Origin of the sequence: Janthinobacterium darwini (assembly GCF_051380905.1) — a bacterium.
Lineage (GTDB): Bacteria > Pseudomonadota > Gammaproteobacteria > Burkholderiales > Burkholderiaceae_D > Janthinobacterium.
In genome coordinates this window covers 278,357-303,127 of sequence record NZ_JBNYXX010000002.1, presented here as the reverse complement: position 1 = coordinate 303,127, position 24,771 = coordinate 278,357, and the positions used below count along the sequence as shown (strand labels likewise).

At 60.9% G+C, this 24,771-nt stretch carries 22 protein-coding genes; 10 read left to right on the top strand and 12 right to left on the bottom strand.

Annotated elements, in window-relative coordinates; translation table 11 throughout:
• Positions 1–542: 542 nt before the first annotated feature.
• The 4 genes from ACQ4WZ_RS16805 to ACQ4WZ_RS16790 all read right to left on the bottom strand — a co-directional run bounded on the left by ACQ4WZ_RS16805 (position 543) and on the right by ACQ4WZ_RS16790 (position 3,346).
• On the bottom strand, positions 543–1,061 hold the full coding sequence (locus ACQ4WZ_RS16805) for a GNAT family N-acetyltransferase (protein WP_436574017.1): 519 nt from the start codon (positions 1,059–1,061) through the stop codon (positions 543–545).
• Positions 1,058–2,002 carry a DMT family transporter gene (locus ACQ4WZ_RS16800; RefSeq protein ID WP_436574016.1) on the bottom strand — a complete coding sequence of 315 codons (945 nt, stop codon included), beginning with the start codon at positions 2,000–2,002 and terminating at the stop codon, positions 1,058–1,060. Before ACQ4WZ_RS16800 ends, ACQ4WZ_RS16805 begins: the two co-directional genes overlap by 4 nt.
• Positions 2,003–2,325: 323 nt before the next feature.
• Complete coding sequence (locus ACQ4WZ_RS16795) at positions 2,326–2,775, bottom strand: outer membrane lipoprotein (protein ID WP_101482874.1); 450 nt, start codon at positions 2,773–2,775, stop codon at positions 2,326–2,328.
• A gap of 142 nt (positions 2,776–2,917) precedes the next feature.
• Positions 2,918–3,346 carry an Mpo1 family 2-hydroxy fatty acid dioxygenase gene (locus tag ACQ4WZ_RS16790; protein ID WP_436574015.1) on the bottom strand — a complete coding sequence of 143 codons (429 nt, stop codon included), beginning with the start codon at positions 3,344–3,346 and terminating at the stop codon, positions 2,918–2,920.
• A gap of 94 nt (positions 3,347–3,440) precedes the next feature.
• Between ACQ4WZ_RS16790 and ACQ4WZ_RS16785 the strand changes: the two genes are divergently transcribed.
• Complete coding sequence (locus ACQ4WZ_RS16785) at positions 3,441–3,965, top strand: DNA-deoxyinosine glycosylase (RefSeq protein WP_436574014.1); 525 nt, start codon at positions 3,441–3,443, stop codon at positions 3,963–3,965.
• 26 nt (positions 3,966–3,991) lie between these two features.
• On the opposite strand, the gene ACQ4WZ_RS16780 is transcribed toward ACQ4WZ_RS16785, so the two are convergent.
• Complete coding sequence (locus tag ACQ4WZ_RS16780; RefSeq protein WP_436574013.1) at positions 3,992–5,200, bottom strand: hypothetical protein; 1,209 nt, start codon at positions 5,198–5,200, stop codon at positions 3,992–3,994.
• Positions 5,201–5,306: 106 nt separating this feature from the next.
• Entirely contained in the window at positions 5,307–6,173 is an 867-nt protein-coding gene (locus ACQ4WZ_RS16775; protein ID WP_436574012.1) for an HDOD domain-containing protein, read from the bottom strand.
• Between the two features lie 291 nt (positions 6,174–6,464).
• Here ACQ4WZ_RS16775 and ACQ4WZ_RS16770 point away from each other — a divergent pair, with 291 nt between their 5' ends.
• The gene (locus tag ACQ4WZ_RS16770) at positions 6,465–7,043 is read left to right on the top strand and encodes a DNA-3-methyladenine glycosylase (protein ID WP_436574011.1); all 579 of its coding nucleotides are present in this window, start codon (positions 6,465–6,467) and stop codon (positions 7,041–7,043) included.
• Here ACQ4WZ_RS16770 and ACQ4WZ_RS16765 read toward each other — a convergent pair.
• Positions 7,040–8,749, bottom strand: coding sequence for a methyl-accepting chemotaxis protein (locus tag ACQ4WZ_RS16765; protein ID WP_436574010.1), 1,710 nt, complete (start codon positions 8,747–8,749; stop codon positions 7,040–7,042). The genes ACQ4WZ_RS16770 and ACQ4WZ_RS16765 overlap by 4 nt on opposite strands.
• 68 nt (positions 8,750–8,817) lie before the next feature.
• Positions 8,818–9,276 (bottom strand): cache domain-containing protein, encoded by a 459-nt coding sequence (locus ACQ4WZ_RS16760; RefSeq protein WP_101482867.1) that lies wholly within the window; start codon positions 9,274–9,276, stop codon positions 8,818–8,820.
• Positions 9,277–9,552: 276 nt separating this feature from the next.
• Between ACQ4WZ_RS16760 and ACQ4WZ_RS16755 the strand changes: the two genes are divergently transcribed.
• The 5 genes from ACQ4WZ_RS16755 (at position 9,553) to ACQ4WZ_RS16735 (ending at position 15,271) form a co-directional block, all read left to right on the top strand.
• Complete coding sequence (locus ACQ4WZ_RS16755) at positions 9,553–10,917, top strand: KamA family radical SAM protein (RefSeq protein ID WP_436574009.1); 1,365 nt, start codon at positions 9,553–9,555, stop codon at positions 10,915–10,917.
• Positions 10,918–10,919: 2 nt separating this feature from the next.
• Entirely contained in the window at positions 10,920–12,266 is a 1,347-nt protein-coding gene (locus ACQ4WZ_RS16750; protein WP_436574008.1) for an MFS transporter, read from the top strand.
• A complete protein-coding gene (locus ACQ4WZ_RS16745; RefSeq protein WP_289913062.1) occupies positions 12,211–13,059 on the top strand; it encodes a fumarylacetoacetate hydrolase family protein in 849 nt (282 codons plus the stop codon). Before ACQ4WZ_RS16750 ends, ACQ4WZ_RS16745 begins: the two co-directional genes overlap by 56 nt.
• Complete coding sequence (locus ACQ4WZ_RS16740; RefSeq protein WP_436574007.1) at positions 13,059–13,625, top strand: carboxymuconolactone decarboxylase family protein; 567 nt, start codon at positions 13,059–13,061, stop codon at positions 13,623–13,625. The genes ACQ4WZ_RS16745 and ACQ4WZ_RS16740 overlap by 1 nt, the downstream gene beginning before the upstream one ends.
• A gap of 95 nt (positions 13,626–13,720) precedes the next feature.
• Positions 13,721–15,271, top strand: a complete 1,551-nt coding sequence (locus ACQ4WZ_RS16735) for a S1C family serine protease (protein WP_436574006.1) — start codon at positions 13,721–13,723, stop codon at positions 15,269–15,271.
• Positions 15,272–15,325: 54 nt separating this feature from the next.
• Here the strand turns inward: ACQ4WZ_RS16735 and ACQ4WZ_RS16730 are convergent, their stop codons facing one another.
• From ACQ4WZ_RS16730 to yjgA, 3 genes are all read right to left on the bottom strand, one after another.
• A complete protein-coding gene (locus ACQ4WZ_RS16730) occupies positions 15,326–15,994 on the bottom strand; it encodes an alpha/beta hydrolase (RefSeq protein ID WP_436574005.1) in 669 nt (222 codons plus the stop codon).
• Complete coding sequence (mog, locus tag ACQ4WZ_RS16725; protein WP_436574004.1) at positions 15,991–16,620, bottom strand: molybdopterin adenylyltransferase; 630 nt, start codon at positions 16,618–16,620, stop codon at positions 15,991–15,993. Before mog ends, ACQ4WZ_RS16730 begins: the two co-directional genes overlap by 4 nt.
• 90 nt (positions 16,621–16,710) lie before the next feature.
• On the bottom strand, positions 16,711–17,310 hold the full coding sequence (gene yjgA / locus ACQ4WZ_RS16720) for a ribosome biogenesis factor YjgA (RefSeq protein ID WP_101482860.1): 600 nt from the start codon (positions 17,308–17,310) through the stop codon (positions 16,711–16,713).
• Between the two features lie 92 nt (positions 17,311–17,402).
• On the opposite strand from yjgA, the gene pmbA reads away from it, so the two are divergent.
• From pmbA to ACQ4WZ_RS16705, 3 genes are all read left to right on the top strand, one after another.
• The gene (gene pmbA, locus ACQ4WZ_RS16715; protein WP_133989251.1) at positions 17,403–18,755 is read left to right on the top strand and encodes a metalloprotease PmbA; all 1,353 of its coding nucleotides are present in this window, start codon (positions 17,403–17,405) and stop codon (positions 18,753–18,755) included.
• Positions 18,756–19,000: 245 nt separating this feature from the next.
• Positions 19,001–21,412, top strand: a complete 2,412-nt coding sequence (locus tag ACQ4WZ_RS16710) for a TonB-dependent receptor plug domain-containing protein (RefSeq protein WP_436574003.1) — start codon at positions 19,001–19,003, stop codon at positions 21,410–21,412.
• Positions 21,413–21,421: 9 nt separating this feature from the next.
• Entirely contained in the window at positions 21,422–22,759 is a 1,338-nt protein-coding gene (locus ACQ4WZ_RS16705) for an aminotransferase class V-fold PLP-dependent enzyme (protein WP_436574002.1), read from the top strand.
• A gap of 18 nt (positions 22,760–22,777) precedes the next feature.
• Here the strand turns inward: ACQ4WZ_RS16705 and ACQ4WZ_RS16700 are convergent, their stop codons facing one another.
• On the bottom strand, positions 22,778–24,475 hold the full coding sequence (locus tag ACQ4WZ_RS16700) for a methyl-accepting chemotaxis protein (RefSeq protein ID WP_436574001.1): 1,698 nt from the start codon (positions 24,473–24,475) through the stop codon (positions 22,778–22,780).
• Positions 24,476–24,771 lie beyond the last annotated feature (296 nt).

The window sequence follows — 24,771 nt, the reverse complement described above, 5'->3', positions numbered from 1 at the left end:
TAGGCGTAACGATTCGTTCATTGTGTGTGAGCGCATTGCCGCCATTTTGCGTCGCATCAAACGCCAGCGCGCCGTCACGTTGACGCGTTTGATATTCCGCAATGCCCCACCAGCAGAAGATGCCAGACTGGATCTTCCCTGCCTGGCCATCATCAGCCGCAGGTTCTGATCCCCCAGATACCTTCAAGCATCCCCAAGGATCGTCGCATGGTCATTTTTGCCGTGGTCGCTGGCGGCATCGCCTGCTTCACAGTGTAGCAAATCTATAAAAATGCGCAGGGTGCCATTGGGGTTACGCGACAACATAGCGGTTTGCACGGCACATTGATTGAAGCACGGAAATAAACTGTGGTGAAGGATGGACAGTTAGCTGACAGACTTAAGGAAAATGTAAGGCCCGGTAAGCAAATGTAAAGGTCGGCGCGGTGACCAGTCGTAGCGTTTATATTGATAACCGTTGATTGCATTCTCCCCCTCCCACTTGACAATGGGTTCACCCCGCGGTGCCGCTAGCCCGCGGGGATTTTTTTTGGAACTTACGCTTACCGTTCCAACGCGATGGTTTTTGGCGTGCCCGCCGACAATTGCGTCAAGGCATCGCCAGCGACACGGCAGATGCGCCAGTCCGGCATCACGTCCGCGCCCATGCCCTTGTAGAAGTTGATCGCGTTCTCATTCCAGTCCAGCACCGACCATTCGAAGCGGCCGCAATCGCGTTCGACAGCCAGTTGCGCCAGCGCCACCAGCATCTGCTTGCCATAGCCCTTGCCGCGCACCGATTGCTTCACATACAGGTCTTCCAGGTACAGCCCCTTGCGGCACAGGAAGGTGGAAAAATTATGGAAGAACAGGGCGAACGTCACCACCTCGCCATTTTCCTCGCCGACCAGCGCTTCGCACGCGGGGTGCTCGCCGAACAGGCTGTCGTGCAGCATGGATTCCTTGGCGATCATCATGTGTTCGAGTTTTTCAAACACGGCCAGTTCATGGATCATGCCAAAGATGGCTGCCACGTCGGATGCGGTCGCGGGACGGATGGCGAGGGAGGAAGAGGTGCTCATGTTGCCTTTGTTGATGGAGTGGTGGAAAGGGTAGCAATGGTACTCGTCTTGCGCGCGCCCGAGGTCAGGGCCCAGGCCACGCTGGACAGGCATAGCAGCATGCCCACCCATTCGATGGCGGCGGGCCGATAGTGTTCGAATTGCACTGACAGCAGCACGGAGATGACGGGCGTGACGACGCCGATGTACACGGTCTTTTGCGTGCCGATGCGCGCGATCAAGGTGAAATACGCGCTGAAGGCGATCACCGAGCCGAAGATGGCCAGATAGATCAGTCCCATCCAGTAACTGGGGCGCGTGGGCAGCTGCCAGGACTGGCCCGTGGCGATGGCCCAGGCGGCCACCATCAAGGTGCCCCACAGCATGGTCCAGGCCATGGTCAGCATCACGTTGCCCGAATGTTCTCGCACTTTCATGACGAGGGCATTGCCCACCGTGCTCGATATGGTGGCCACCAGTGCCAGCATGAAACCGAGCAGGAAATGGCCATTGCCACCGCCCAGAATATCTTGCAGCGCCGCGCCGATGGACTGGTAAAACAGCAGCACGATGCCGCAGATGGCGACAAACGCCGCGCAGCAGGTGCTCCAGGTGATGGGCGTGCCGAAGGCGATGCGGTTCAGCAAGGGTGTCCAGAACACCATCAGCGCAAACAGCACGCTGACGAGGGCCGACACCAGGTATTGCTCCGAGCTGTAGGTGCACACATAGCTGAGGGCAAACGAGGCCATGCCTTGCAGCAGCATCCATTTTTGCGCGCGCCAGGGCAGGCGCAAGCGGTCGCCGCGCAAGGCGCACCAGGCAAACAAGGTGGCGGATGCGAGACCGAAGCGGTAGACCACGGAAACGGCAGGGGCGACATCGCCCAGCTGCAAGGTGATGGCCCAGAAGGTGGAGCCCCAGATCAGGCAGGCAATGATGAACAGGAGAGGAGAGGACATCGCGCGAGTATACGGGCATCGCGCGTTCCGGTCGAGCTTGGCAAATGGAGGGGCGAAATGCGCGGCAAGATACCCTCAGGCATTGAGCCAGCGCAGTACTTCTGGAAAATGTTAAATTTATGAAAATATTTACTTTATGATCAAGTAAATATTTTTTGAATGGTATCGTTGAAAGGGGACCGCCATGCCAGCTTCACTGCAGATCAAAGTCTGGAGCGTGCTTGTTTACGTCATCGTGGCAACCGTGATTGCCATCAGGCTGCACCCTTCTGCCTTGCTCCTTGCCGGCGCCTTCGGCTAATGCCTGGGCGCCAGCCTGCCGATCAATGCGTGACGCGGGTCTTGCGGCCATCCGACAGCAGGCGCACACGTTCGCCCGGGCGGAACAGTTCATCGGCGTCTTGCACGATGGCGCGCATGTCGCCATTGTCCAGGCGCACGGTGATTTCCAGGCCGGCCTTGTTCGAGGCATTCGCTTCGATGCTCTTGCCGGCGATGCCGCCGGCGACCGCGCCGAGGATGCTGGCCGCGATGGCGCCCTTGCCGCCACCGACTGTCGAGCCGGCCACGCCGCCCAGTGCCGCGCCAGCCAGCACGCCGGTACCCGTTTCGCCCTTGTCGATGGTCACTTGGCGCACGGACTCAACCGTGCCCATGCGAACCGATTGTTCATTTTGCGCCTGGCGCGCATTATAGACATTCGCCGAGTTCGGTTGTACGGCGCAGCCTGCCAGGGTGGCGAGCAATGCCACTGCAATGATTGGTGCTTTCATGTGGGACTCCCTTGGACAAAAGTTAGTTGCCGATTGCGTAGACCGGCAGTAAAGATGCAGACTTATCATAAGGACACTTGTCGCAGATAACTAGTTGCGAATAGTAAAAATCTGTTACGGCCCCCGCGTGACCGCATGCCTCTCAATACGCCAGCCGCAGGCGCCGGTACAAAAAACCCAGCACGAACAGGGGGCCCACCAGTAAAAAGCGCAAGTCGTCCAGGAACGACGGTTTCTTGCCTTCGATCTGGTGACCGATGAACTGGCCTATCCAGGCCAGCACAAAAACACCCAGCGACACGGGCAGGATGGTCATCGCCGGCATGAGCAGCAGTACGCCCAGCATGGCGGCCAGCATGGCCAGCATGCCCACCGCAAACGGGCGCGACAGCTTGTAATAATAGTATAAAGCGAGAATACTGCCGAGCAGCGCCACGCTGGGATGCACGCTCCACAGCAGCCCCAGCAGGCTGAAAACGATCAGCGGTACGCACACGATGTGCACCCATTCATTGACGTGGTTGCGATGGCTTTCGCCATATTGGGTCAGCAGGGTATCGATGATGCGCATGGGCGGTCTCTTGTGTTGGGAGCTTGTCCGGGAATTCTACACCGTCGCGTGGCCGGGTAAAATGGCCCTACGCCTTCCCTTCCGGATATCTCATTTGAATAGCCCTGCCTTCTTGCCAGACCATGCTGCAGATGCGCGCAAGCGCTGCTTTGCTCCCGTCATCGACGCCGGCACGCGCTTGCTGATCCTGGGCAGCTTGCCCGGCGAAAAATCACTGGCGCACAGTCAGTACTATGCGCATCCGCAAAACAAGTTCTGGATGCTGCTGGGCGAAGTGCTGGGCGTGCATTTGACCAGCCTGCCCTATGAAGTGCGTCTGGCAACCTTGCTGGCGCAGGGCGTGGGCCTGTGGGACGTGGTGGCGCAGGCGCAGCGCACAGGCAGCCTGGACAGCAACATCCGCGCCCGCGACGACAACGACCTGGTGGCCCTGACCGCCAGCTTGCCGCAGCTGCATACGATCGCCTTCAACGGCGGCACGGCGGCGAAGCTGGGCATCAAGGTGCTGGGCGAACACGCGCAGCGTTACCGCATCGTCAGCTTGCCGTCGAGCAGTCCTGCCTACACGCTCGCCTATGCTGCCAAGTTGCTGAAATGGAAAACATTACAGCCGTTTTGATGCAGAACGCGGGCCGTGCCAGTTCCTTAGGCCGGTGCGTACGGCTGCGCTTCCACCGGCTGTCCCTTGGCATCGAATTTCAAGGCCACGGACAATTGCGTCACGCCAATGGTAGCCAGCGCATCGCAGATGTCGTCGACTTCGTCCTGCAGGTCGGCAGCCAGATCCAGCGGCTTGTCGGCGCTGTGCAGCAGTGCGCCGTCCGCCGTGGTGACGTTGACGCGCAACAGCATGTCGCCGTGCTCATCGGCAGGGCCGACGACCACCGAGACATCCGCAGCATCCACTTTGTTTTCCGCCAGCGCGTGGTTGATGCCCGACATCATTTGCAGCATCGCATATTCGCTCATGCCTTGTTCCTTGCCGCCATGGAATAGATCCTGGTATAGGAAGCTCACTTCCAGGGCGCTGCCGGCCGGCGCCAGGCAGCGCTTGACGAGCTCGCCCACTTCCGTCGTCCATTGTTGATAGCGGGCCATGCGCGCATCGAACCAGGCGTCGAGCGCCGCTTCATCCTTCGGTTCCGCATAGAAAGGGTCGTCCACGCGTTTCAAGGCAAAGCCCAGCAGGAAGCGCAGCTCGACGGCCGTATCCTGCGGGCCGAAAGCCGTCTCGCTCCAGCCGATGATGCTGCTTTCCAGGCCCGGCGTGGCGACGATTTTCTTGTCTGTCATCGACGAGTACGCATCACGCACCATCTCGTGCAGGTGGCTATAGGTGATGCGGTCGATTTCATCGAGGTCGTAGGCGTGGCTCATCAAGACGACCTTGGCCTTGGCGCTTTCCAATTGAGACTGTTGAAAACTCTTCACCAGCGCTTCGAATGCGTCCTGGTCCTGGAAACTGTCCGCTTCCTTCAGGCCGCCCGTGCTTTGCACCAGCAGGGGCACGACAAAGGCGTTGATTTCCATGGCAGGGGCATTTTCGCGGCGGATCACGGAGATGGACGCCGCTTCCTCGATATGGCTGCGCAGGTACTGGTAGGCGCCCACGTCTTCGTACTTGGCCCGTTCGATGGCGTCGTACAGGATTTCATCCTTCTTTTGATTCAAGGCCTTGCGGATCAGGCGGCCGAACTCGACGGCTTGCTCGGCCAGGACCGTGCCCTGCGATTCGCTGTCTTCCTGCTCCGCCAGGTTCAGGGCCATCGTGCACAGCATGCGCGTGACGGACTCATCCTTGTCTTCAGGCGTGTTGGCGGATTTACGGGGGACAGGGCGCTTATTTTTGGGCATGGCGATCAACAGGTTAAGAAATACGGGTCAGGCAAACGGAAACAGGCGCCAAGGCTTTGCCAGGCGCCGGGACAGATGATACAGGCGGACGCGGCCGCCTGATACCTCAATGGTCGGTATCGAACATCTCGTGCAGCTCGTCGAGCAGGTCGGCGGCTTCTTCCTGCGACAGGCCGAGATGTTGGCAGGCGAGTTCGCCGCCCTTGTCCCACTCCAGCGAGGTACTGTTGCCATGGTAGCGCTGAATGCCCTTTTCGGCCAGCAGCGACAGGGCGACGAGCGAGCGGATGGCGTCGTCCGTGGACGGGTCCGCCAGCACCGTGTAGTCGTGGTGGTGCAGGATGGCCCAGGAGACATCGGAAGACAGGCCCCAGTTGCGCGCCAGCAAGCAGCCGATGGCTGCGTGGTTGGTCTGGTGGCGCGCGTCTTCCAGGCTGGTAAAGCAATTGTGCGCATTGTTGGCCGCCGCCGCGTAGGTCTTGACGTAGTCGGGGAAGCGGTTCATCAGCAGGGGCACGCCGATATCGCAGAACAGGCCGAAGGTATGGGCGATGTCGGGCGGGGCGATGCGCAGCTTGCGCGAGGTAAATACCAGGGCGCGCGCGCGCTTGGCCGACACATCCCAGAAGTTGGTCAGTTCCACGCCTTCCGCTTCCAGCGCCTGGCGCGCCAGCAAGCCCGTCATCATGGCGCTGCACTGGTTAATGCCGAGAAAGTTGATGCCTTGCTCGACGGATTTGGCCTTGCGCGCGGCGCCGTAGAAAGGCGAGTTGGCCAGCTTCAGCAGGGCGCCGGACATGCCGACATCGTCGGCGATGATGCGCGCGATGCGGCGCGGCGACGGGTCGTCTTCGGCCAGTTCGCGCTGCAAATCAACCAGCAGGCTGGGACGTGGCGGAATGCGGATGGAACGCATCAAGGCGTCAACCGGATCTTCCTGCACTACCTGCTTTTGCGCTGCCGCTCTCATCATCACGCTTTCATCATCATTTTTGTGCCCGGTGCTTATTCTGTGGCGCGCTGCCGCTGCCCGCTTCATGAGCGTCCGGCGCAGTGCCCGACGATTATCGCTGTTTATGCGTGGCAATAGTTCATCTCGACAATATATTCTGGAAAAAATCCCCATTTTGATCGTGTCGATACGCTATTTCCCTCATTTTACGACGAAGTCCATCCCTGAATTTGTGATTAAAAGATCAAGTTTTATTTGTTTTCAAGGCGGCGGGGCGGCGTGTGGTGGACAGTGCGGCAGTACAATTAACGTATGAAAAAACTCATTGCCGGTATCGATTTTGCGGACGATTCCAGCAGCGTGGCGCGCCAGCTGATCGGCGTGACCGTGCTGGTTGACGGCGTGGGCGGGCGCATCGTGGAAACGGAAGCGTATGACCGGCTGGACCCCGCTTCGCACACGTATGGCGGCATGACGCCGCGCAACGCCGCCATGTTCGGCCCGCCCGCGCACGCCTATGTCTACCGCTCCTACGGCATCCATTGGTGTTTGAATTTTGTGTGCCGCGAAGCGGGCCATGGGGCAGGCGTGCTGATTCGCGCCATCGAGCCGCTGGCGGGACTCGATGCCATGCGTCAACGGCGCGGCGTCGAGGATCTGCGGCTGCTGTGTTCGGGGCCGGGCAAGGTGTGCCAGGCGCTCGGTGTGAGCCACCTGCAGAATCGCCTGGCGCTCGATGCACCACCATTCATGCTGCTGGCCCGCGAGGATGAACTGACAGTGCAGGCGGGGCCGCGCATCGGCATCTCCAGGGCGATGGAGACGCCGTGGCGCTTCGTGCTGGCCGGTTCGCGCTACCTGAGCAAGCCCATGCGCACACCTGCCAGTTAATCGCGCATCTGGCCACGCTGGCGCTGCGGCGCATCCTTGGCGCCGCGCAGGCCGGGCATGCTTCGCAGCGGGCTGTGCACAGCGCGTCTGTCCTGGCCCGGTTTCCTGGCCGGATTCAGGAAGACTTCATCGTCTACGCTGGCGGGCGTCGTTGGCGTGGTGTGATCCAGGGTAAAGACGCTGACTGCCGCCGACAATTTGACGGCCTGGTCCTGCAAGCTGGCTGCCGCCGCTGCCGCCTGTTCCACCAGGGCCGCATTGTGCTGCGTGACGTCATCCATTTGCGTGACGGCCTGGTTGACTTCCGTGATGCCCGACGCCTGCTCGGCGCTGGCCTGTTTTACGCGCTGGATGATGTCATGGACTTGCTGCACCGAGGCGACGATGGCGCCCATGCTGTCGCCCGCTTGCTGCACGGCCACGCTGCCGCCATCGATGGTCGTGACGGATGTGGCGATCAGTGTCTTGATTTCCCTGGCGGCCAGCGCCGAGCGTTGCGCCAGGGTGCGCACTTCGGACGCCACCACGGCAAAGCCGCGGCCTTGTTCGCCCGCGCGCGCCGCTTCCACCGCCGCATTTAGCGCGAGGATGTTGGTCTGGAAAGAAATGCCGTCGATCACGCCGATAATATCCACGATCTGGCGCGAATTGGCGCGTATCGTTGCCATCGTCGTCACCGCTTGCTGCATCAGCACTCCCCCGTGTACGGCCAGGGTGGACGCTTGCCCCGCCAGCTCGCAAGCGAGCTGGGCGTTGGCGGCGTTGTCATTGACGGCTTGCGTCAGCGCTTCCATGGCGCTTGACGTTTCTTCCAGCGCACTGGCTTGCAGTTCCGTGCGCGCCGATAAATCCAGATTGCCGGCGGCAATTTCGCGCGAGGCCGCGTCGATCGATTGCACGGCGCCCCTGATGGTACGCAAGGTCTGGTTCAGGTGGGCGATGGCCTGGTCCAGCACGCGCGACGTGGCGGCGATCTCGTCATTGCCCTGCTTGGGCGCACCGGACATCAGCTTGCCCGCCGCCAAGTCTTGCACGGCGTCGGCGATGCCGCGGATTTCCACCAGCATGGCGCGCCGCACCAGCATGGTCACCACGATGGAGACCAGGATGGAGAGCAGAACGGTCAGCAGCAGGCTCCAGCCCAGGCTGCGAAACTCGGCGCTGGCCGTCGCATGGGCCTGGCGGCTGAGCGTCGTTTCCAGGGCAGACAGCTGCGCCAACTGCGTATTGAACTGGCCGAATTGCGTTTCCGCCTTGAGCATGGAATTGGTGGCGATCGACTGATCCATCTGCGCCATTTCCATGGTTTCCAGTACAGCCTTGCGATAGCCGGCCAGGGCCGTGATGGCGGCATCGACCAGGGTGCGCTCGGCGCCCGTGGCCATGGCGCGCAGCGAGGCCAGCTGGGTGCCGATGGCCGCGTGGCGCGCCTTGATCTGTTGTTCCAGCGCGTCGATGCGGGCTTTGGCGAAGCTGCCATTCGTCCATGACAGCAACTGGTACATATTGCCGTGCACCTGCTTGGCCTCGCCTAGTATGTCGGCGGCCGCCTTCAAATGCGTGATGCGCACGCGCACCATGTTTTCCAGCGATGTATTTTGCCGCACCATGCCATACCAGGCACCGGTCGAGCTGAGTATCAGCAGCAGCAAGACCAGGGCGGGCGCCAGCAATAATTTTGGTCCGATGCGTAATGTATTGAGCATGCTTGACTCCTGGCGATGGCTGTTCCAAGCGCTGGCGGCGCACGGCGTTCGTGCGCGCAACCCCGGTTCTATTTCTTGTAGATGCCCGCTTCCAGCACCACATCGTTGACGCGCAGGATATATGTGGTCTTTGGCTCGATCTTGCCGCTGACGGGGTTCTTGTACTGGTAGTCGACCCAGCCCTTGCCCTGCTTTTGCGCCAGTTCGATGATTTCACGGCGATATTTTTTCCCATTCGCGTCAGGCACGTCCGTCAAATCCTTGCCCACGATGGAAGCATTGATGGGGTGGGCGAGCACGATGCCCGTCTTGATGTCGCGCATGTCCACATACAGCGAGCCTTGCACGAAGTCGGGGTCTTTCGCCGTGATTTTCTTCATCATCTCTTCTTTGCCATGCGCCTTCATGAAGGCGGCGCCCCGTTCGGCCATGGCGATGGCGTCTTTTTCCGTTGCTTCGACTGCGGCATTGACGCTGCCGCCGGCAAATGCCAGGCACAGCAGGCTACCCGTGAATAAGCGTTTCATGACAGCTCCTTGTGATGTCGAGGGATGTGTTGCCAAGCCGTAATTTACGTCGTCGAGGGCCCCATCAAATTGCGATGGAACAAACTAAAGAGTTGCTTGTAGGCAGCGAGCCAGGTATCGGCATGCTTGTTGATATGTGGCAATTTGGTTCTGTATGGCAAGAATTATCATGACTTTCACAGCATGCCGAGCAGGCGTTGCCTGAGGGGGCTGCAATTGACCGATATAGGGCCAATTTCATGAAAGTTATCGCTATTTATAGGCAAGGAGACTATCGTGTCCGCACTCATTACCGAGCCGTTTCCACCCAAGTTCAAGCCGTACACGCGGCAAACCATACATCAGGCGCGGCAGTGGAAATGGCTGCCGGAAGAGCAGCGTGTCGCCGTGCAAGTGGTCTCGCACGTCTTGCCGTTTCGCACCAATGCCTATGTGCTCGACCAGCTGATCGACTGGAACAATATTCCTGATGATCCCATCTACCGCCTCGTTTTCCCCCACCGCGACATGCTGCCACCCGAGCAGTACGCCCACTTGCGCGATCTGGTGCTGGTGCAGCGTGACAAGGCCGCCATCGATGCCTATGTGCATGGTATCCGCCTGGGCATGAATCCCCATCCGGCCGGGCAGATGACGCATAACGTGCCGAAAATCAACGATGCACCCGTGCGCGGCCTGCAGCATAAATATGCGCAAACGGTGCTGTTTTTCCCCAGCGCGGGCCAGACGTGCCACGCGTATTGCACCTTCTGCTTCCGCTGGCCCCAGTTCGTCGGCATGGACGACATGAAGTTCGATGCGCGCGAATCGCATGAGCTGGCCGCCTACCTGAAACTGCATCCGGAAGTGACGGATGTGCTGATCACGGGCGGCGACCCGATGATCATGAATACGCGCCAACTGGCAGCCTACCTGGAGCCGCTGCTGGAGCCGGGCCTGGAGCACATCCAGAACATCCGCATCGGCACCAAGGCAGTGGCGTATTGGCCGCAGCGCTTTGTCTCCGACCGCGATGCGGACGATTTGCTGCGCCTGTTCGAGCGCATCGTCAAGGCGGGCAAGAACCTGGCCGTGATGGGCCATTACAGCCATGCCGTGGAATTGCGCCAGGACATCGCGCAACAAGCGGTGAAACGCATCGTCTCCACGGGCGCCACCTTGCGCATGCAGGGGCCGCTGATCCGCCACATCAATGAAGACCCGGCTAGCTGGGCGGAGCTGTGGCAGACGGGCACGCGCCTGGGAGCGATTCCGTATTACATGTTTGTCGAACGGGACACGGGGCCGCGCGGCTATTTCGAGTTGCCCTTGGCGAAGGCGCATGAAATTTTCCAGGCCGCTTACCAGATGGTGTCGGGCCTGTCGCGCACGGTGCGCGGCCCGTCCATGAGTGCCTTTCACGGCAAGGTCGTCATCGATGGCATCGTCAGCATCAACGGCGAAAAACTGTTTGCCCTGCAATTCTTGCAGGCGCGCAATCCGGATTGGGTGCGCCGGCCGTTTTATGCCAAGTTCGATGCGGAAGCGACGTGGATGGACGATTTAAAGCCCGCGTTCGGCCACGCCAGGTTTTTCTTTGAAACGGATGAGCCTATGCCGCAGTTGCCGCATAAAATCATCCGCCTGGCACAGGCCGCCTGAGCATGCACGGCGCCGACGCGTCTTCCCGTTCCGGCGTGGCCGTGTTTTGTCTGGTATTCCTGCCGTTTGCGCTCGGTCATTACCTGTCGTGCCTGCTGCGCGGCGTCAATGCCGTTCTGACGGCGGAATTGCTGGCCTCTGTCGCCCTGACGCCAGCGCAACTGGGCCTGCTGACCAGCGCCTTTTTTCTCGCCTTTGCGCTGGTGCAACTGCCGATCGGCATGGCGCTCGACCGTTACGGCCCCCGCACGGTGCAACTGTGGCTGCTGGCGCTGGCGGCCCTGGGCGTGTGGCTGTTCAGCCGGGGCCACAGCTTTGCCGAGCTGATTTTGGCACGGGCTGTTATGGGGGCGGGCCTGGGCGGCTGTTTCATGGCCGCCGTGAAAGCGATCTCATGCGCCATCGCGCCATCTCGCCTGCCTTCCGTGCACGGCTACCTGATCGCCGTAGGCGGCCTGGGCGCGGCCACGGCCACCATGCCCGTCAAGCTGGCCTTGCATTACACGGACTGGCGCGGCGTATTCCTGGGCCTGGCGCTGGCGGCGCTGGCCATCGGCGTGCTGATCCGCCTGCTGTCGCCGGCCATGCCCGGCCGCGCCCCCACGCACACGGTGAGCAAGGTCAGTGCCTGGAATGTGTACCGCGACGTGGCCTTTCGCCGCACCATCGCGCTGATCCTGCTGCCGCACGCGGTGTTCTTTGGCGTGCAGGGCTTATGGATCGGGCGCTGGCTGGCCGATGTGGGTGGCCTGTCCGATGACAGCGTGGCGTATCTGTTGTACCTGGGCATGGCGTCCGTCATCTTTGGCGCCATCGGCATGGGCATGCTGACGGAATGGGCAGGGCGGCGGGCGATTGAACCGATGCAAGTGGCGGGCGCCGGCCTCGTCCTGTTTGTTGCCGTGCAATTGGCGATGGCATGCAATGTGGTGCCCAGCCTGCCTTTGCTATCCGTGCTGTTTACCTTGTTGGGCACGGTGACGGGCCTCGAATATGCGATCGTCGCGCAAAGCATGCCGTCCAGCTTGACGGGCAGGGCGGCCACCTGCCTCAATTTACTCATTTTTACGGGCGCCTTCCTGGTACAGGCGGGCTTTGGCCTGATCCTCGGCTGCTGGCCCCTGAACAGCTTGCAGCAGTATCCGCCGCAAGCCTACCAGGTGGCGTTTGGCGTGCTGGCAGCCTTGCAATTGCCGGGACTTGCGATGTTTTTCATTCGACGTTACAGGCGTGCCGGGCCATCCGGTAAAATGGCGGCCTGCACAGCGGCAATGATCAACTCCAAGGAAGACTATGAAACTCGTTCGTTATGGACGTCCAGGCAAGGAAAAACCGGGCCTGATCGATGAAGAAGGCAAACTGCGCGACCTGTCCGGCGTGATTGCCGATATTGACGGCGCACAACTGTCCGACAAGGCCCTGCGCAAGCTGGCCAAACTCGACGAAAAGACCTTGCCCCTGGTGCGCGGCAACCCACGCTTCGGCGTGCCGCTGGCGAAAGTGGGCAAGTTCATCGGCATCGGCCTCAATTACGCGGATCACGCGGCCGAGTCCGGCATGCCGATTCCCGCCGAACCCATCGTCTTCATGAAGGCGATTACTTGCCTGAATGGCCCGGACGACAATGTCGTGTTGCCCAAAGGTTCCAAGAAGACAGACTGGGAAGTGGAGCTGGGCGTGATCATCGGCACGCGCGCGCAATATGTGAGCGAAGAGGATGCCCTGAAATACGTGGCCGGCTATTGCGTCGTCAACGACATTTCCGAGCGCTCTTTCCAGCTGGAGCGGGGCGGCCAGTGGGATAAAGGCAAAGGCTGCGACACCTTCGGTCCCGTCGGTCCGTGGCTGGTGACGCGCGATGAAGTCATCGACGAGCAGGACCTGGACCTGTACCTGGAAGTCAATGGCAAGCGCATGCAGACGGGAAATACGCAAACCATGATTTTCACGGTGGCGCAGATCGTCAGCTATTTGTCGCAATTCATGACCCTGGAACCGGGCGACGTCATCGCCACGGGCACGCCACCGGGCGTGGGCCAGGGCCGCAAGCCGCAGCGTTTCCTGAAAAAGGGCGACAGCATGCGCCTGGGTATCGCCGGCCTCGGCGAACAGCAGCAGGACGTGGTCGCCTGGACTGCCTGATGGCCGGTAGCGATATCGACCGTTTGCCGCCGCTGCCGCTGAACCAGCTGGACCCGCAGCAGCGCGCGGCCGCGCAAGCCATCATCGACGGTCCGCGCGGGGCGCTGTACGGCCCCTTCGTGCCGCTGATCCGCAGCCCCGAGCTGATGGAAACGGCGCAGCGCATGGGAGAATATTTGCGCTACCGCAGCGCCATCGGCACGCGGCTGTCGGAACTGGCGATCCTGGTCACGGCGCGCCAGTGGGACCAGCAAGTCGAGTGGGCCATCCACGCGCCGCTGGCCGTGCAGAACGGCATCGCGCAAGCGGCCGTGGACGCCATCGCCGCGCGGCGCACACCGCTTGCCCTGAAAGAAGATGAGCAAGCCGTGCACGACTTCTGCATCGAGTTGCAGCAGAACAAGCGCGTCAGCGATGCCACGTATGCGCGCGCGCTGTCCCTGTTTGGCGAGCACGGCGTGGTGGACTTGATGGGTATCAATGGCTACTACACTTTCCTGGCCATGGTCATGAACGGGGCGCAGACGGCGGTGCCGGCCTTGGGCGTGCCGCCCCTGCCCGCCTGATTGGAAGAGTTCTTCGGGCAAAGATGGACAAAGTGTAATGAAGTTGAAATTATTCAATATATAATTTTACTTCCCTTCCATTGCCAATAAGCTCAATGAAAACTCGTCCGTGCTCCACCCTGATGGGCCGCGCCTTTCTGGTGTTGGTCCTTGGCCCATTGTTGACGGTGCGTGTGCTTGCCGCCGAAACCGGTGCTGCCGCCAGCGCTTCCGCACTGGAAAATTCCGTCGTCAAGGTGTTTTCCACCCTGCGCGGTCCCGATCCGTACAGGCCGTGGAGCAAGGCCGCGCCGCAAGAGGTGACGGGTTCCGGCGTCGTCATCGAAGGCCGCCGCATTCTCACCAATGCGCACGTGGTCGGCTATGCCAGCCAGGTACAGATCCAGGCCAACGGCGCGGGCGACAAGATACCGGCGACCGTGCTGGCCATTTCGCGTGGCATGGACCTGGCCTTGCTGAAGATCGACGACGACAGTTTTTTCGCCAGCCACAAAGCGGTGCCGCGCGCCAATGTCTTGCCGGACGTGCGCGATGCCGTGCTGGCGTATGGCTATCCGACGGGCGGCACGTCGTTGTCGATTACCAAGGGCATTGTCTCGCGCATCGAATTCGTGCGCTATAACTTCCCCGTTTCCGGCTTGCGCATCCAGATTGATGCGGCCATCAACCCGGGCAATAGCGGCGGCCCCGTGATTGCGGGCGACAAGATGATCGGCCTGGCCTTTGCCGGCATGCTCAATGCGCAAAACATCGGTTACATTATCCCCAACGAGGAAATCGAGCTGTTCCTGCGCGACCAGGAAAGTGGCGCGCCCCGGGGCAAGCCGGCCATGCGCGACGTGACGCAAACGCTGGAAAATCCTGCCCTGCGCACCTACCTGAAACTGGCCAAGGGTGTCGAGGGGGCCGTCGTGATGACGCCGGCCAGCAAGGACGCCGCTTATCCGCTCAAGGAGTGGGATGTCATCACGCATATCGGCGATTTTCCTATCGACAACCAGGGCATGGTCAAGCTGAATGTCAACAGCCGCGTGCGCTTCCAGTACCGGGTGCAGCAACTGGCGAAAGACGGCCAGTTGCCGTTGACGGTGGTGCGCCAGGGCGCGCCCCTGAAAATCAAGGTGCCCGTCTCGGCTGCACACCCGATGCTCATTGCCAGCCTGCAGGGCAATTATCCGTCCTATTTCATTTTCGGACCCATGGTGTTTTCGCGAGCCACCACGGAATTCATGGCCGCGCCGAATGGCAATCCAGCGATGCTGGGCGGCATGGCGTTTGCCGGTAATCCGCTGGTCACGCGGCGCGGCGATGCGCCCGATAGCGAGCGCGAAGAACTGGTGGTGATTGCCGCGCCGTTCTTTCCGCACAAGCTGATGAATGGCTACAGTACCCGTTTCTTCTCGGTCGTCGATTCCGTCAATGGCGTGCGCGTGCGCAGCCTGGCGCACCTGGTGGCCTTGCTGCGCGACCAGACGGATGAGCTGCTGACGTTCCGCTTCCAGCAGCGCGATGCGGAAATGGTCGTCGTGCCCCGCAAGGAGATGCTGGCAGCGACGGAATCGGTGCTGACGGACAACGGCATCCGCTCGGAAGCGTCACCTGATATGTTGAAAATATGGAATGAAAAAACGCCGGCGAGCAACTAAGCTCCCGGCGTTCCGAACAACAACAGGCGCGGCGCACACCGCGCCTGTTTTGCTTCAAGCCAATACTTTTTTCAGCCACGCGCCAATCGCGTCGATCTCTTCCTGGCACAGCGAATGCTGCATCATGTACTCGTGCCACTCCACCTTGTAACCCATGCCGGTGAGCAAGTCGCGCGACTGCTGTGCGCGGGCGATCGGCACCACGGGGTCGGCCGTGCCGTGCGCCATGAAGATGGGCGTCTGCAGGCTTGCCGGCGTGCGCTCAAGAGCCGTTTTGTCGGCCAGCGGCAGATAGCCGGACAGGCACATCAGGCCGGCCAGCGCTTCCGTATGGCGCAAGCCCGTTTGCAAGGTCATGGCGCAGCCTTGCGAGAAGCCGGCCAGGATGATGCGGCTGGCAGGAATGCCGCGCGCCTTTTCGCGCGCGATCAGCGCTTCGATCTGTGCCTGCGAGGCGCGCAAGCCGTTCTCATCTTCGCGGCGCACGAGGTCGTTCACGAGGATGTCGTACCAGGCGCGCATCACATAACCGTTGTTGATGGTGACGGGCATGGTGCCGGCGCTGGGAAAAATGAAGCGGATGGCAGGACAGCCGCGCAAATCGAGTTCCTTCACCAGTGGCACGAAGTCGTTGCCGTCGGCGCCCAGGCCGTGCATCCAGATGATGGAGACGGTGGGGTTCGGTGCGCTGTCGAGTTGTATGGTTTCCAGCAAGGTGCTCATGTATTTTCCTCAGGTAAAGGTTGCGCCGGACGCAGCGCCGATTTGGGACGGAAGGCCTTGCAGATGGCCGGGTCGGTTTCCATGTAGGGACCACCGATGAGGTCTATGCAATACGGCACGGCGGCAAAGATGCCGTTGACCAATTGATTTCCGTCAGCGTCTTTCAGTCCCTCCAGGGTTTCCTTGATGGCCTTCGGCTGGCCCGGCAAGTTCATGATCAGGGCGGCGCGCTCGGGCGTCTCGCGGATCACGGCCACCTGGCGCGACAAAATCGCCGTCGGCACGAATTGCAGGCTGATCTGGCGCATCTGTTCGCCGAAACCGGGCATTTCCTTGGTCCCGACGCTGAGCGTGGCGTCCGGCGTCACGTCGCGCCGCGCAGGACCCGTGCCGCCCGTCGTCAGGATCAGGTGGCAGTGGCTCAGGTCGACCATGTCGATCAGGCTGTTTTCAATCTGCGAGCGCTCGTCCGGGATCAGCCGTTTTTCCAGGCGGAAAGGCGTGCGGATGGCGGCGGACAGCCAGCTTTCCAGGGCCGGGATGCCCTGGTCTTCATACACGCCGCCGCTGGCGCGGTCCGAGATCGACACGAGGCCGATAATCAATTCGTCTTCTATCGTGGTCATGCGGCACCTGTCTATGTCGTAAAAAAACCGGGCTGATCCCGGTTTTTAGCTACTTTCGGGGTCAGACCCGCCGGGTCTGACCCCAGTTTTTTACTCGTCGTCTTCGCCTTCAACGTCATCTTCGTCGGCATCTTTCTTGCCGCTGTTTTTCTTCTTGGCGATCTCTTTCAAGATCTGGAAGATTTCACGGTAGGCTTTAGGCGGCTTGTTCTCGGCTTGCTCCTTGCGGGCATTGCGGATCAGGGTGCGCAGGTGTTGCACGTCCAGTTCCGGGTTTTCCGACAGCAAGACGGTCAGCGCCTTGTCATCCGTCAAGAGTTTGTCGCGGCGGCGTTCCATCGCGTGCATATTGGCCGTGTCTGCTTTCGACAAGCCTTTCCAGCTATCGATGGTGCGTTGGATGGCGGCAACTTCTTCTTCATCCAGGGTGCGCATCTTCTTGCCCACGTATTGCAGCTGGCGGCGGCGGCCTTCGTGATCCTTGATCTGCTGGCATTCGAGAATGGCGTCGCGCACGTCTTCCGGCATCGGGACGCGCTTGACGCGATCACGTGCTTCATTGACGAGTTCTTCGCCCAGCTTTTGCAGGACGGTCATCTGGCGCTTGAGTTCCGACTTCGAAGGACGTTCATATTCCTGTTCGAATTCGGTAGATTGGAAGCCGCAAGCTCCCCGGTTTGGATTTGGCATGATAAGGCGGGATTGGCCGCGTAGGCCGCACCTGTAAACTGTAAACGACTGCTATGATAACCTTTTTAGCGGCTTTCCGAAGAAAACAGCGCATGAACGACTCCGTATTTACCCATAGTCAAGAGCAATTGCAGCAACTAGCCCGTGATGTGTTGTCTTTTGCGCGGGAAGCGGGCGGCACCGACGCAGCCGTCGAAGTCAGCGAAGGCGGCGGCTTGTCCGTTTCTGTCCGAAAAGGCAAGATCGAGACGATCGAGCAAAACAAGGACAAGGGCATGGGCGTGACCGTGTTTGTCGGCAAGAAGCGCGGCAATGCCAGCACCTCCGATTTTTCGCCGTCCGCCTTGCGCGCCACGGTGGACGCCGCCTACAACATCGCCCGTTTCACGGCCGAAGACGATTGCGCCGGCCTGGCCGACGCCGACATGCTGGAAATGTCCCCACGCGACTTGCAACTGTTTTATCCCTGGTTGATTTCCGCCGAGGAAGCCGTCGTGCTGGCCCAGCGGGCCGAGGCGGCCGCGTTTGCCGTCGACCCGCGCATCACGAATAGCGAAGGCGCGGGCGTGCACGTGCAGCAATCGCACTTTGTCTCTGCCAATTCGCGCGGCTTCATCGGCGGCTACCCATTCTCTCGCCACACCCTGTCCGTGGCGCCCATCGCCGGCAAGGGGGCGAAGATGCAGCGCGACGACTGGTATTCGTCCGTGCGCGACGCCTCCAAAATGTCGAGTCCGGAAGCCATCGGCCGCTACGCCGCCGAGCGCGCCCTGTCGCGCCTGAACGCGCGCAAACTGGGCACGCGCACCTGTGCCGTCCTGTTCGAGGCGCCGTTGGCGGCCGGCTTGCTGGGTACCTATGTGCAAGCGACCTCGGGCGGCGCCCTGTACCGCAAATCCACGTTCCTCAACGATTGCCTGGGTACGCAAGTATTGCCTGATCATGTGCAGATCTTTGAAGACCCGCATGTGATCGGCGGCGTCGGTTCGGCCCCGTTCGACGAAGAGGGCGTGAAAACCGTCAGCCGCGATGTCGTCAAGAATGGCGTGGTGCAAGGCTATTTCCTGTCGACTTATACGGCCCGCAAGCTGGGCATGCAGACCACGGGTAACGCGGGCGGCTCGCACAATCTGTACCTGACGTCCAGCCAGACGGCCGCCACAGACGATCTTAGTGCCATGCTGAAAAAGCTGGGCACGGGTTTGCTGGTGACGGAACTGATGGGACAAGGAACCAATTACGTGACGGGCGACTATTCGCGCGGCGCGTCCGGTTTCTGGGTGGAAAATGGCGTGATTCAGTACCCGGTGGAAGAAATCACCATCGCCGGCAACATGAAGGACATGCTGCGCAACATCGTTGCCGTAGGCGCCGATGTGCTGCGCCGCGGCACCAAGGAGACGGGTTCCATCCTCATCGAGAGCATGGTGGTGGCGGGCGGTTGAACGGATGTATTTTTCTTGATCAAAAGGCGCCGCTGGCGCCTTTTTTCTTGTCCCTGTGTTTTTTTTGCAGCGGTTTGATCGTCATACGGCGGAAATATTCGCTTCGTATGATGGCGCCATCTGACGTTATTTGCGCAATTTAGATGCTTTTAATGTAAGTAAGCCGAACTTCGTGATATTTCATGCAAGATGCGAGTCTTGCAGTAACGCGTCGTTGTTGATCCAACCTGCATAGTGAACTCTCCATGACCTACTCCCGTACCCGCATCGCCCGCGCGGTGGCCCTGTTGTGTGCCATGAACACCCTGTTCGTCAACCAGGCGCAAGCCCTTGGCGATGCGTCCGCCGCACCAGCTGCTGCCAGCGATACCCTTGAGGTACCGCAAGCCGTGATCGTCACCGGCACGCGCGGCAGCAATCGCACGCAGTTCGATACCATGGCGCCCGTGGATGTGTTCAACCGCGAAGATATCGGCGCCGTCGAATCGTCGGACTTGAACGATGTACTGGCGCAACTCGTACCCTCGTACGTGGTGCAGCGCTTGCCGATGGCCGATGGGCAAGTGTTCGTGCGTCCCGCTACCTTGCGCGGCCTGTCGCCGGACCAGACTCTGGTGCTGATTAACGGCAAGCGCTTCCACCGCAGCGCTCTGCTGGGCGCGCGCGGCGCGCAGGCGCCGGATCTGGCGCAGATTCCCGTGTCCGCTATCAAGCGCATCGAAGTACTGCGCGACGGCGCCTCGGCCCAGTACGGCTCCGACGCGATTGCCGGCGTGATCAACATCATTCTTGACGACACGCCCGGTACGGAGATGTCCGTGCACCATTCTCAATATTCGGAAGGCGATGGCAAAGGTAATGAGCTCAACCTGAAGACGGGCTTTGCGTTTGGCGAGACGGGCAAGGCGACGATTTTCGGCGCGCTGGCCCAGTCCGACCCCACCTCGCGCACGCGCCAGCGAGCCGACGCCATCGCTTTCCAGAATGCCCATCCGGAACTGAAGGTCCCCAATCCCGTGCAGCGTTGGGGCCAGCCTGAGCTCGATAGCAAGCGCATCGGCTTCAATGCGAGCATGGCGCTGTCCGACACGATGGAACTGTACGGTTTCGGCCTGTTCAGCCGCAGCGACGGCACCTCGGACTTTAATTGGAGGAATCCCGACACCAGCACGGGCGCGTATAAAACCAGCAGCCTGTTCCCCGGCTGGGATTTGCGTAGTGTGTATGCGCTCGGCTTCAGCCCCAGCTATTCGAACGACCAGGATGACTTACAGCTGGTGGCCGGCGTGCGCGGTCACTTCAACGAGCGCTTCGGCTGGGATGTGAGTGCTTCCTACGGCCGCAACCGCATCGACTATAACTTGGCCAATTCCATCAACGCCTCAATGGGGCCGGGCAGCCCGACGTCGTTCTACCTGGGCCAGTTGTCGCAGGCGGAAAAGATTCTCAACGCCAACTTCAACTATGAATTGCCGGTGGCGTCCTTGCCGCAGCCGGTCAATATCGCATTCGGCGCCGAAGCGCGTAATGAAACGTATGGGGTGAAGGCGGGCGATGCGGCGTCCTGGACGGTCGGGCCGGGCGCCGCCATCGGCCTGGACGCAAACGCCAACGGCGCACCGGGTTTCAGCGACCGCCAGGCTGGCAGCTGGGGCCAGGACAGCTATGCAGCCTACCTGGACGTGGAAGTGCCCCTCACCAAGGCCCTGAGCCTGGGCGGTGCAGCCCGCTACGAACATTTCTCTGAATTCGGCAGCACCGTCAATGGCAAGTTATCGGCCCGCTATGCACTGAGTGAAGACCTGGCCCTGCGCGGCTCCTACTCGACGGGTTTCCGCGCGCCAACGCCCGGCCAGTCGAACACCAACAGCACGAACCAAGGCCTCGACACCAAGACCCTGTTGTTGTTTACCAGCGGCCGCCTGGCCAACAACGACCCGCTGGCCATCCTGCTCGGTGCGCAGGCGCTGAAGCCGGAAAAATCGAAAAACCTGTCGCTGGGCTTTACGTGGAAGACGCCGGCCGGCTTTTCCGGTTCCGTCGACGTGTATGACATCAAGGTCAGCGACCGCTTCAGCACGTCCGCTTCGTTTGCCGTTCCCGCTGGCGTGGCCAACCCCTTGCGTTACACTTCGGTCAGCTATTTCACGAACGACTTCGACACCACCACGCGCGGCATCGATATCGTCGGCAGCCACCTGAGCCGTATCGGCGACGGCAAGCTGAACCTGACTTTGGCCTACAACTACAACACCACCAAGGTCGATGGCGGCAAGTCCAGCCTGGTGACTAATCCGGCCCAGCGGCAAGTGTTTGAAGAGCGCCTGCCGCGCCAGAAAGCCACCATCAGCGGCAACTATGACCTGGGCAACTGGAATACCCTGGCCCGCGTACGCTACTACGGTGCGTGGACGGACAATTCCGGCAACGCGACGGGCGATATCTTCCAGCGTTTTGGCGCCATGCAATTTCTCGACCTGGCGGCCAGCTACAAGATCAGCGACAAGCAGTCGGTGCGCTTGGGTATCGACAACGTGCTGGACAAGTATCCTGATGAAGCAAGCTTCCAGGCCAGCCGCGGTCTGATCTATTCGCGCAATGCGCCGTACGACACGGACGGCCGTAATCTGTACGTCGAGTACAAAGTGAAATTTTAAGGGGGGATGATGATGAATCCACAACGCCGCGCCTTGTTGCGCGCCGGTTCGCTGGCGGTGGCGCTGCCCTTGACGGCGGGCGCCGGATCGGCTGCGGCAGCGTCCGCCGCCCTGTCTCCACCCTTGCCGCCATTGCCAGCGGTGCCAGCCGGCACCACGCCGGAATCCCTGGCCGGCAACCAGGCTTACTGGCAGGCCGTGGCCGCGCAATACGACACCACCGATGCCATCGTGCAACTGGACAATGCCTTCTGGGGCTCGATGGCCAGGCCCGTGCTGCGTCATTACGAGCAGCAATTGAGCATGGTCAACCGCGACAACGCCTGGTATGCGCGCATGCGCTTTCCGGCCGATTTTGAGGCGGCCCGCGCGGCGGCAGCCATGGCGCTGGGCGTGGGCATCGATGAAATCGTGTTGACGCGGGGCGCCACGGAAGCGCTGCAAGTCTTGATCGCCGGCTACAACCGCTTGCAGCCGGGCGATGCGGTGCTATTCGCGGATATCGATTACGACAATATGATCACCGTCACGCGCTGGCTGCAGCAACGGCGCGGCGCCCAGGTGGTATCGATTGCCATTCCGGAACCATTTACGCATGACAATGTCGTTGCTGTCTATGTTGCCGCCATGGAACGTCATCCGAAGCTGAAATTGATGCTGCTCACGCATGTCAATCACCGCAACGGCATGGTCATGCCCGTGGCCGAGATCAGCCACCTGGCGCGCGCACGGGGCATTGATGTGATCGTCGACACGGCGCATGGCTTTGGCCAGCTGGACATGACGATCCCCGATTTGCAGGCGGACTTTGCCGGCATCAACTTGCACAAATGGATAGGCGCGCCCGTGGGTGTGGGCGCTGCCTACATCAAGCGGGGCAGGTTGGCCGATATCGATCCGTACATGGGGGAACCGCGGGGGGGAAAGGCGGGCGACGATATCCGCACCCGCGTGCATACGGGCACGGTGAATTTCGCCGCCTACCTGAGTCTGCCGACGGCGCTGGACTTGCACGCGCACATAGGTGTGGCCAACAAGCAGGCGCGGCTACGGCTGCTGCGCAACCGCTGGGTCGAAGCGGCACGTGGCATCGATGGCATCGACGTGCTGGCGTCATCCGATCTGCGCCTGACGAGCGCCATCGCCTCGTTCCGGTTACAAGGCAAGACCAGCGTGGCCGACAGTTATGCCCTGTCGAAAAAGCTGGTACAGGACCACGGCATCTTTGCCGTGCCGCGCGACGGTCTGGCCAGCGGCGCGTGCGTGCGCGTCACGCCGGGCATCTTTACGCCCGAGTCGCATCTGGACAGCTTGGTCGATGCCCTGCGCAAGCTGGCCAAGGGCTGAGTTTGGTTTGAGATGGTCTCAATACTCTTCCCACTCGGTCTCGGCGACCGCGGCCAGTGCGACCGCCTTGCCTGATTTCCTGGCGGGTGCGGCAGTGGCCGTGACGCGTGGTGCGGCGGCAGGCTTGGCTGGCGCGCGGATGGCTGGAACCTGAACCGGCGGCAGCGCTTGCATGCCGTCGAGCTTGAACACGCTGACGGCTTCGGCCAGGATGCCGGCTTGATCCTGCAGCGCTTCGGACGCGGCCGCCGCTTCTTCCACGAGGGCGGCATTTTGCTGTGTCACGGCGTCCATTTCCGTGATGGCTTGGTTGATCTGCTCGATGCCCGCTTCCTGCTCGTTGCTGGCGGACGTGATCTCGGCCATGATGTCCGTGACGCGCCGCACGCTGCTTACGATCTCTTCCATGGTGCTGCCCGCCTGGTTCACCAGGGTGCTGCCCAGATTGACCTGGTGTACGGAATCGTCGATGAGGATCTTGATTTCCTTGGCGGCGGAGGCTGAGCGGTGAGCCAGGTTGCGCACTTCCGTGGCCACCACGGCAAAGCCACGGCCCTGCTCTCCCGCCCTGGCCGCTTCCACTGCCGCGTTCAGGGCCAGGATATTGGTCTGGAAGGCAATGCCGTCGATGACGCTGATGATGTCGACGATTTTCTTCGACGAGGCATTGATCGACTCCATGGTCGTGATCACTTTCGCCACCACCTGGCCGCCTTTGCTGGCCACGCTTGAGGCCGATTGCGCCATCTGGTTGGCCTGGCGTGCGTTTTCGCCATTCTGCTTGACGGTCGACGTCAATTCTTCCATCGACGATGCCGTTTCTTCCAGCGAACTGGCTTGCTGCTCCGTGCGCGAAGACAAGTCCATATTGCCGGAGGCGATTTCACGCGAGCCATGGGCGATGGCATCCGTGCCATGGCGCACGCGGGCCACGATGCCTTGCAAATTGTCGTTCATCTCTTTCAGGGCGCGCAGCAGCATGCCTGTTTCATCGGTGCCGCGCGCGTCGATGCTGCCCGACAAGTCGCCGGACGCGACCCGTTGGGCCACCTTGACGGCTTCGCCGATGGGCCGGCTGATGGAGCGGCTGATCAGGATGGCCAGCGCGATGGCGATCGCCGTCGCGGCAAGGGACAGGGACAGGGTCAGGATGATGGCCAGGCGCCCGTCGACGAGGGCTTGCTTGCCTTCGGCTGCCATCAGCGACTCCTGGAAGCCGGCCATGGCCGCCAGCGCCGTCAGGAATTTCTCTTGTGGATAGCGCAGCTGCGTCAGCAGGAAGATGCCTGCCGTTTCGGTTTTGCCCTCTTGCAGCAGTTTGATATTCGCATCGCGCGTCCTGGCATAGCTTTCGCGGCTGGTCATCACGGCCTGGAACAGTTCCTGGCCCTTGGGCGTGTTGATCAGGGTTTTCAGGCGCGCCAGCAGTTCCACGTTCTTTTTTGCCGACGCCTGAATCTTGCCCAGGGCACTGCTGACTTCGTCGGCATCGTTGGCGCCGATGATGGCATTGCTTAGCAGGCGGGCCTGGATATTGATCTCGGACTGGATCGTATTTGACAGCATGACCTTGACATAGCGGTCATTGAGGATTTTATCCGTCGATGCATTGATGTTGTGGATGCGGTTGACGGAAACAAAAGCCACCATGGCAAGCAGGACGATGATCAAGCCGAAACTGAGGCCCAGGCGGGTACTGATCTTGAGATTCGACATATGCAATCCATCCTGAGCTAAAGACAAACATCGTGTGGTCAGGTCAGCGCCGGCCTCATGGGAGGTGCTGCTGATACGGAAACGTTGTGGTACTGAAAGCTAGCTCGGCAGGTATGGGGCCGTGATGCCACGCAGATGCCGTGGGCGTGCATGCCGGGGAGGAGAGGGTGCCTTGTCATCCGGCATATTATTGTTGCAGGAGCACGCATGCCGGCATGCTCCGATTCGATGATTGAGTGTAGAACGATAATTTCCAACAGGCAAGACGTTCGTATAAAAATACGTTTTATCCGCAA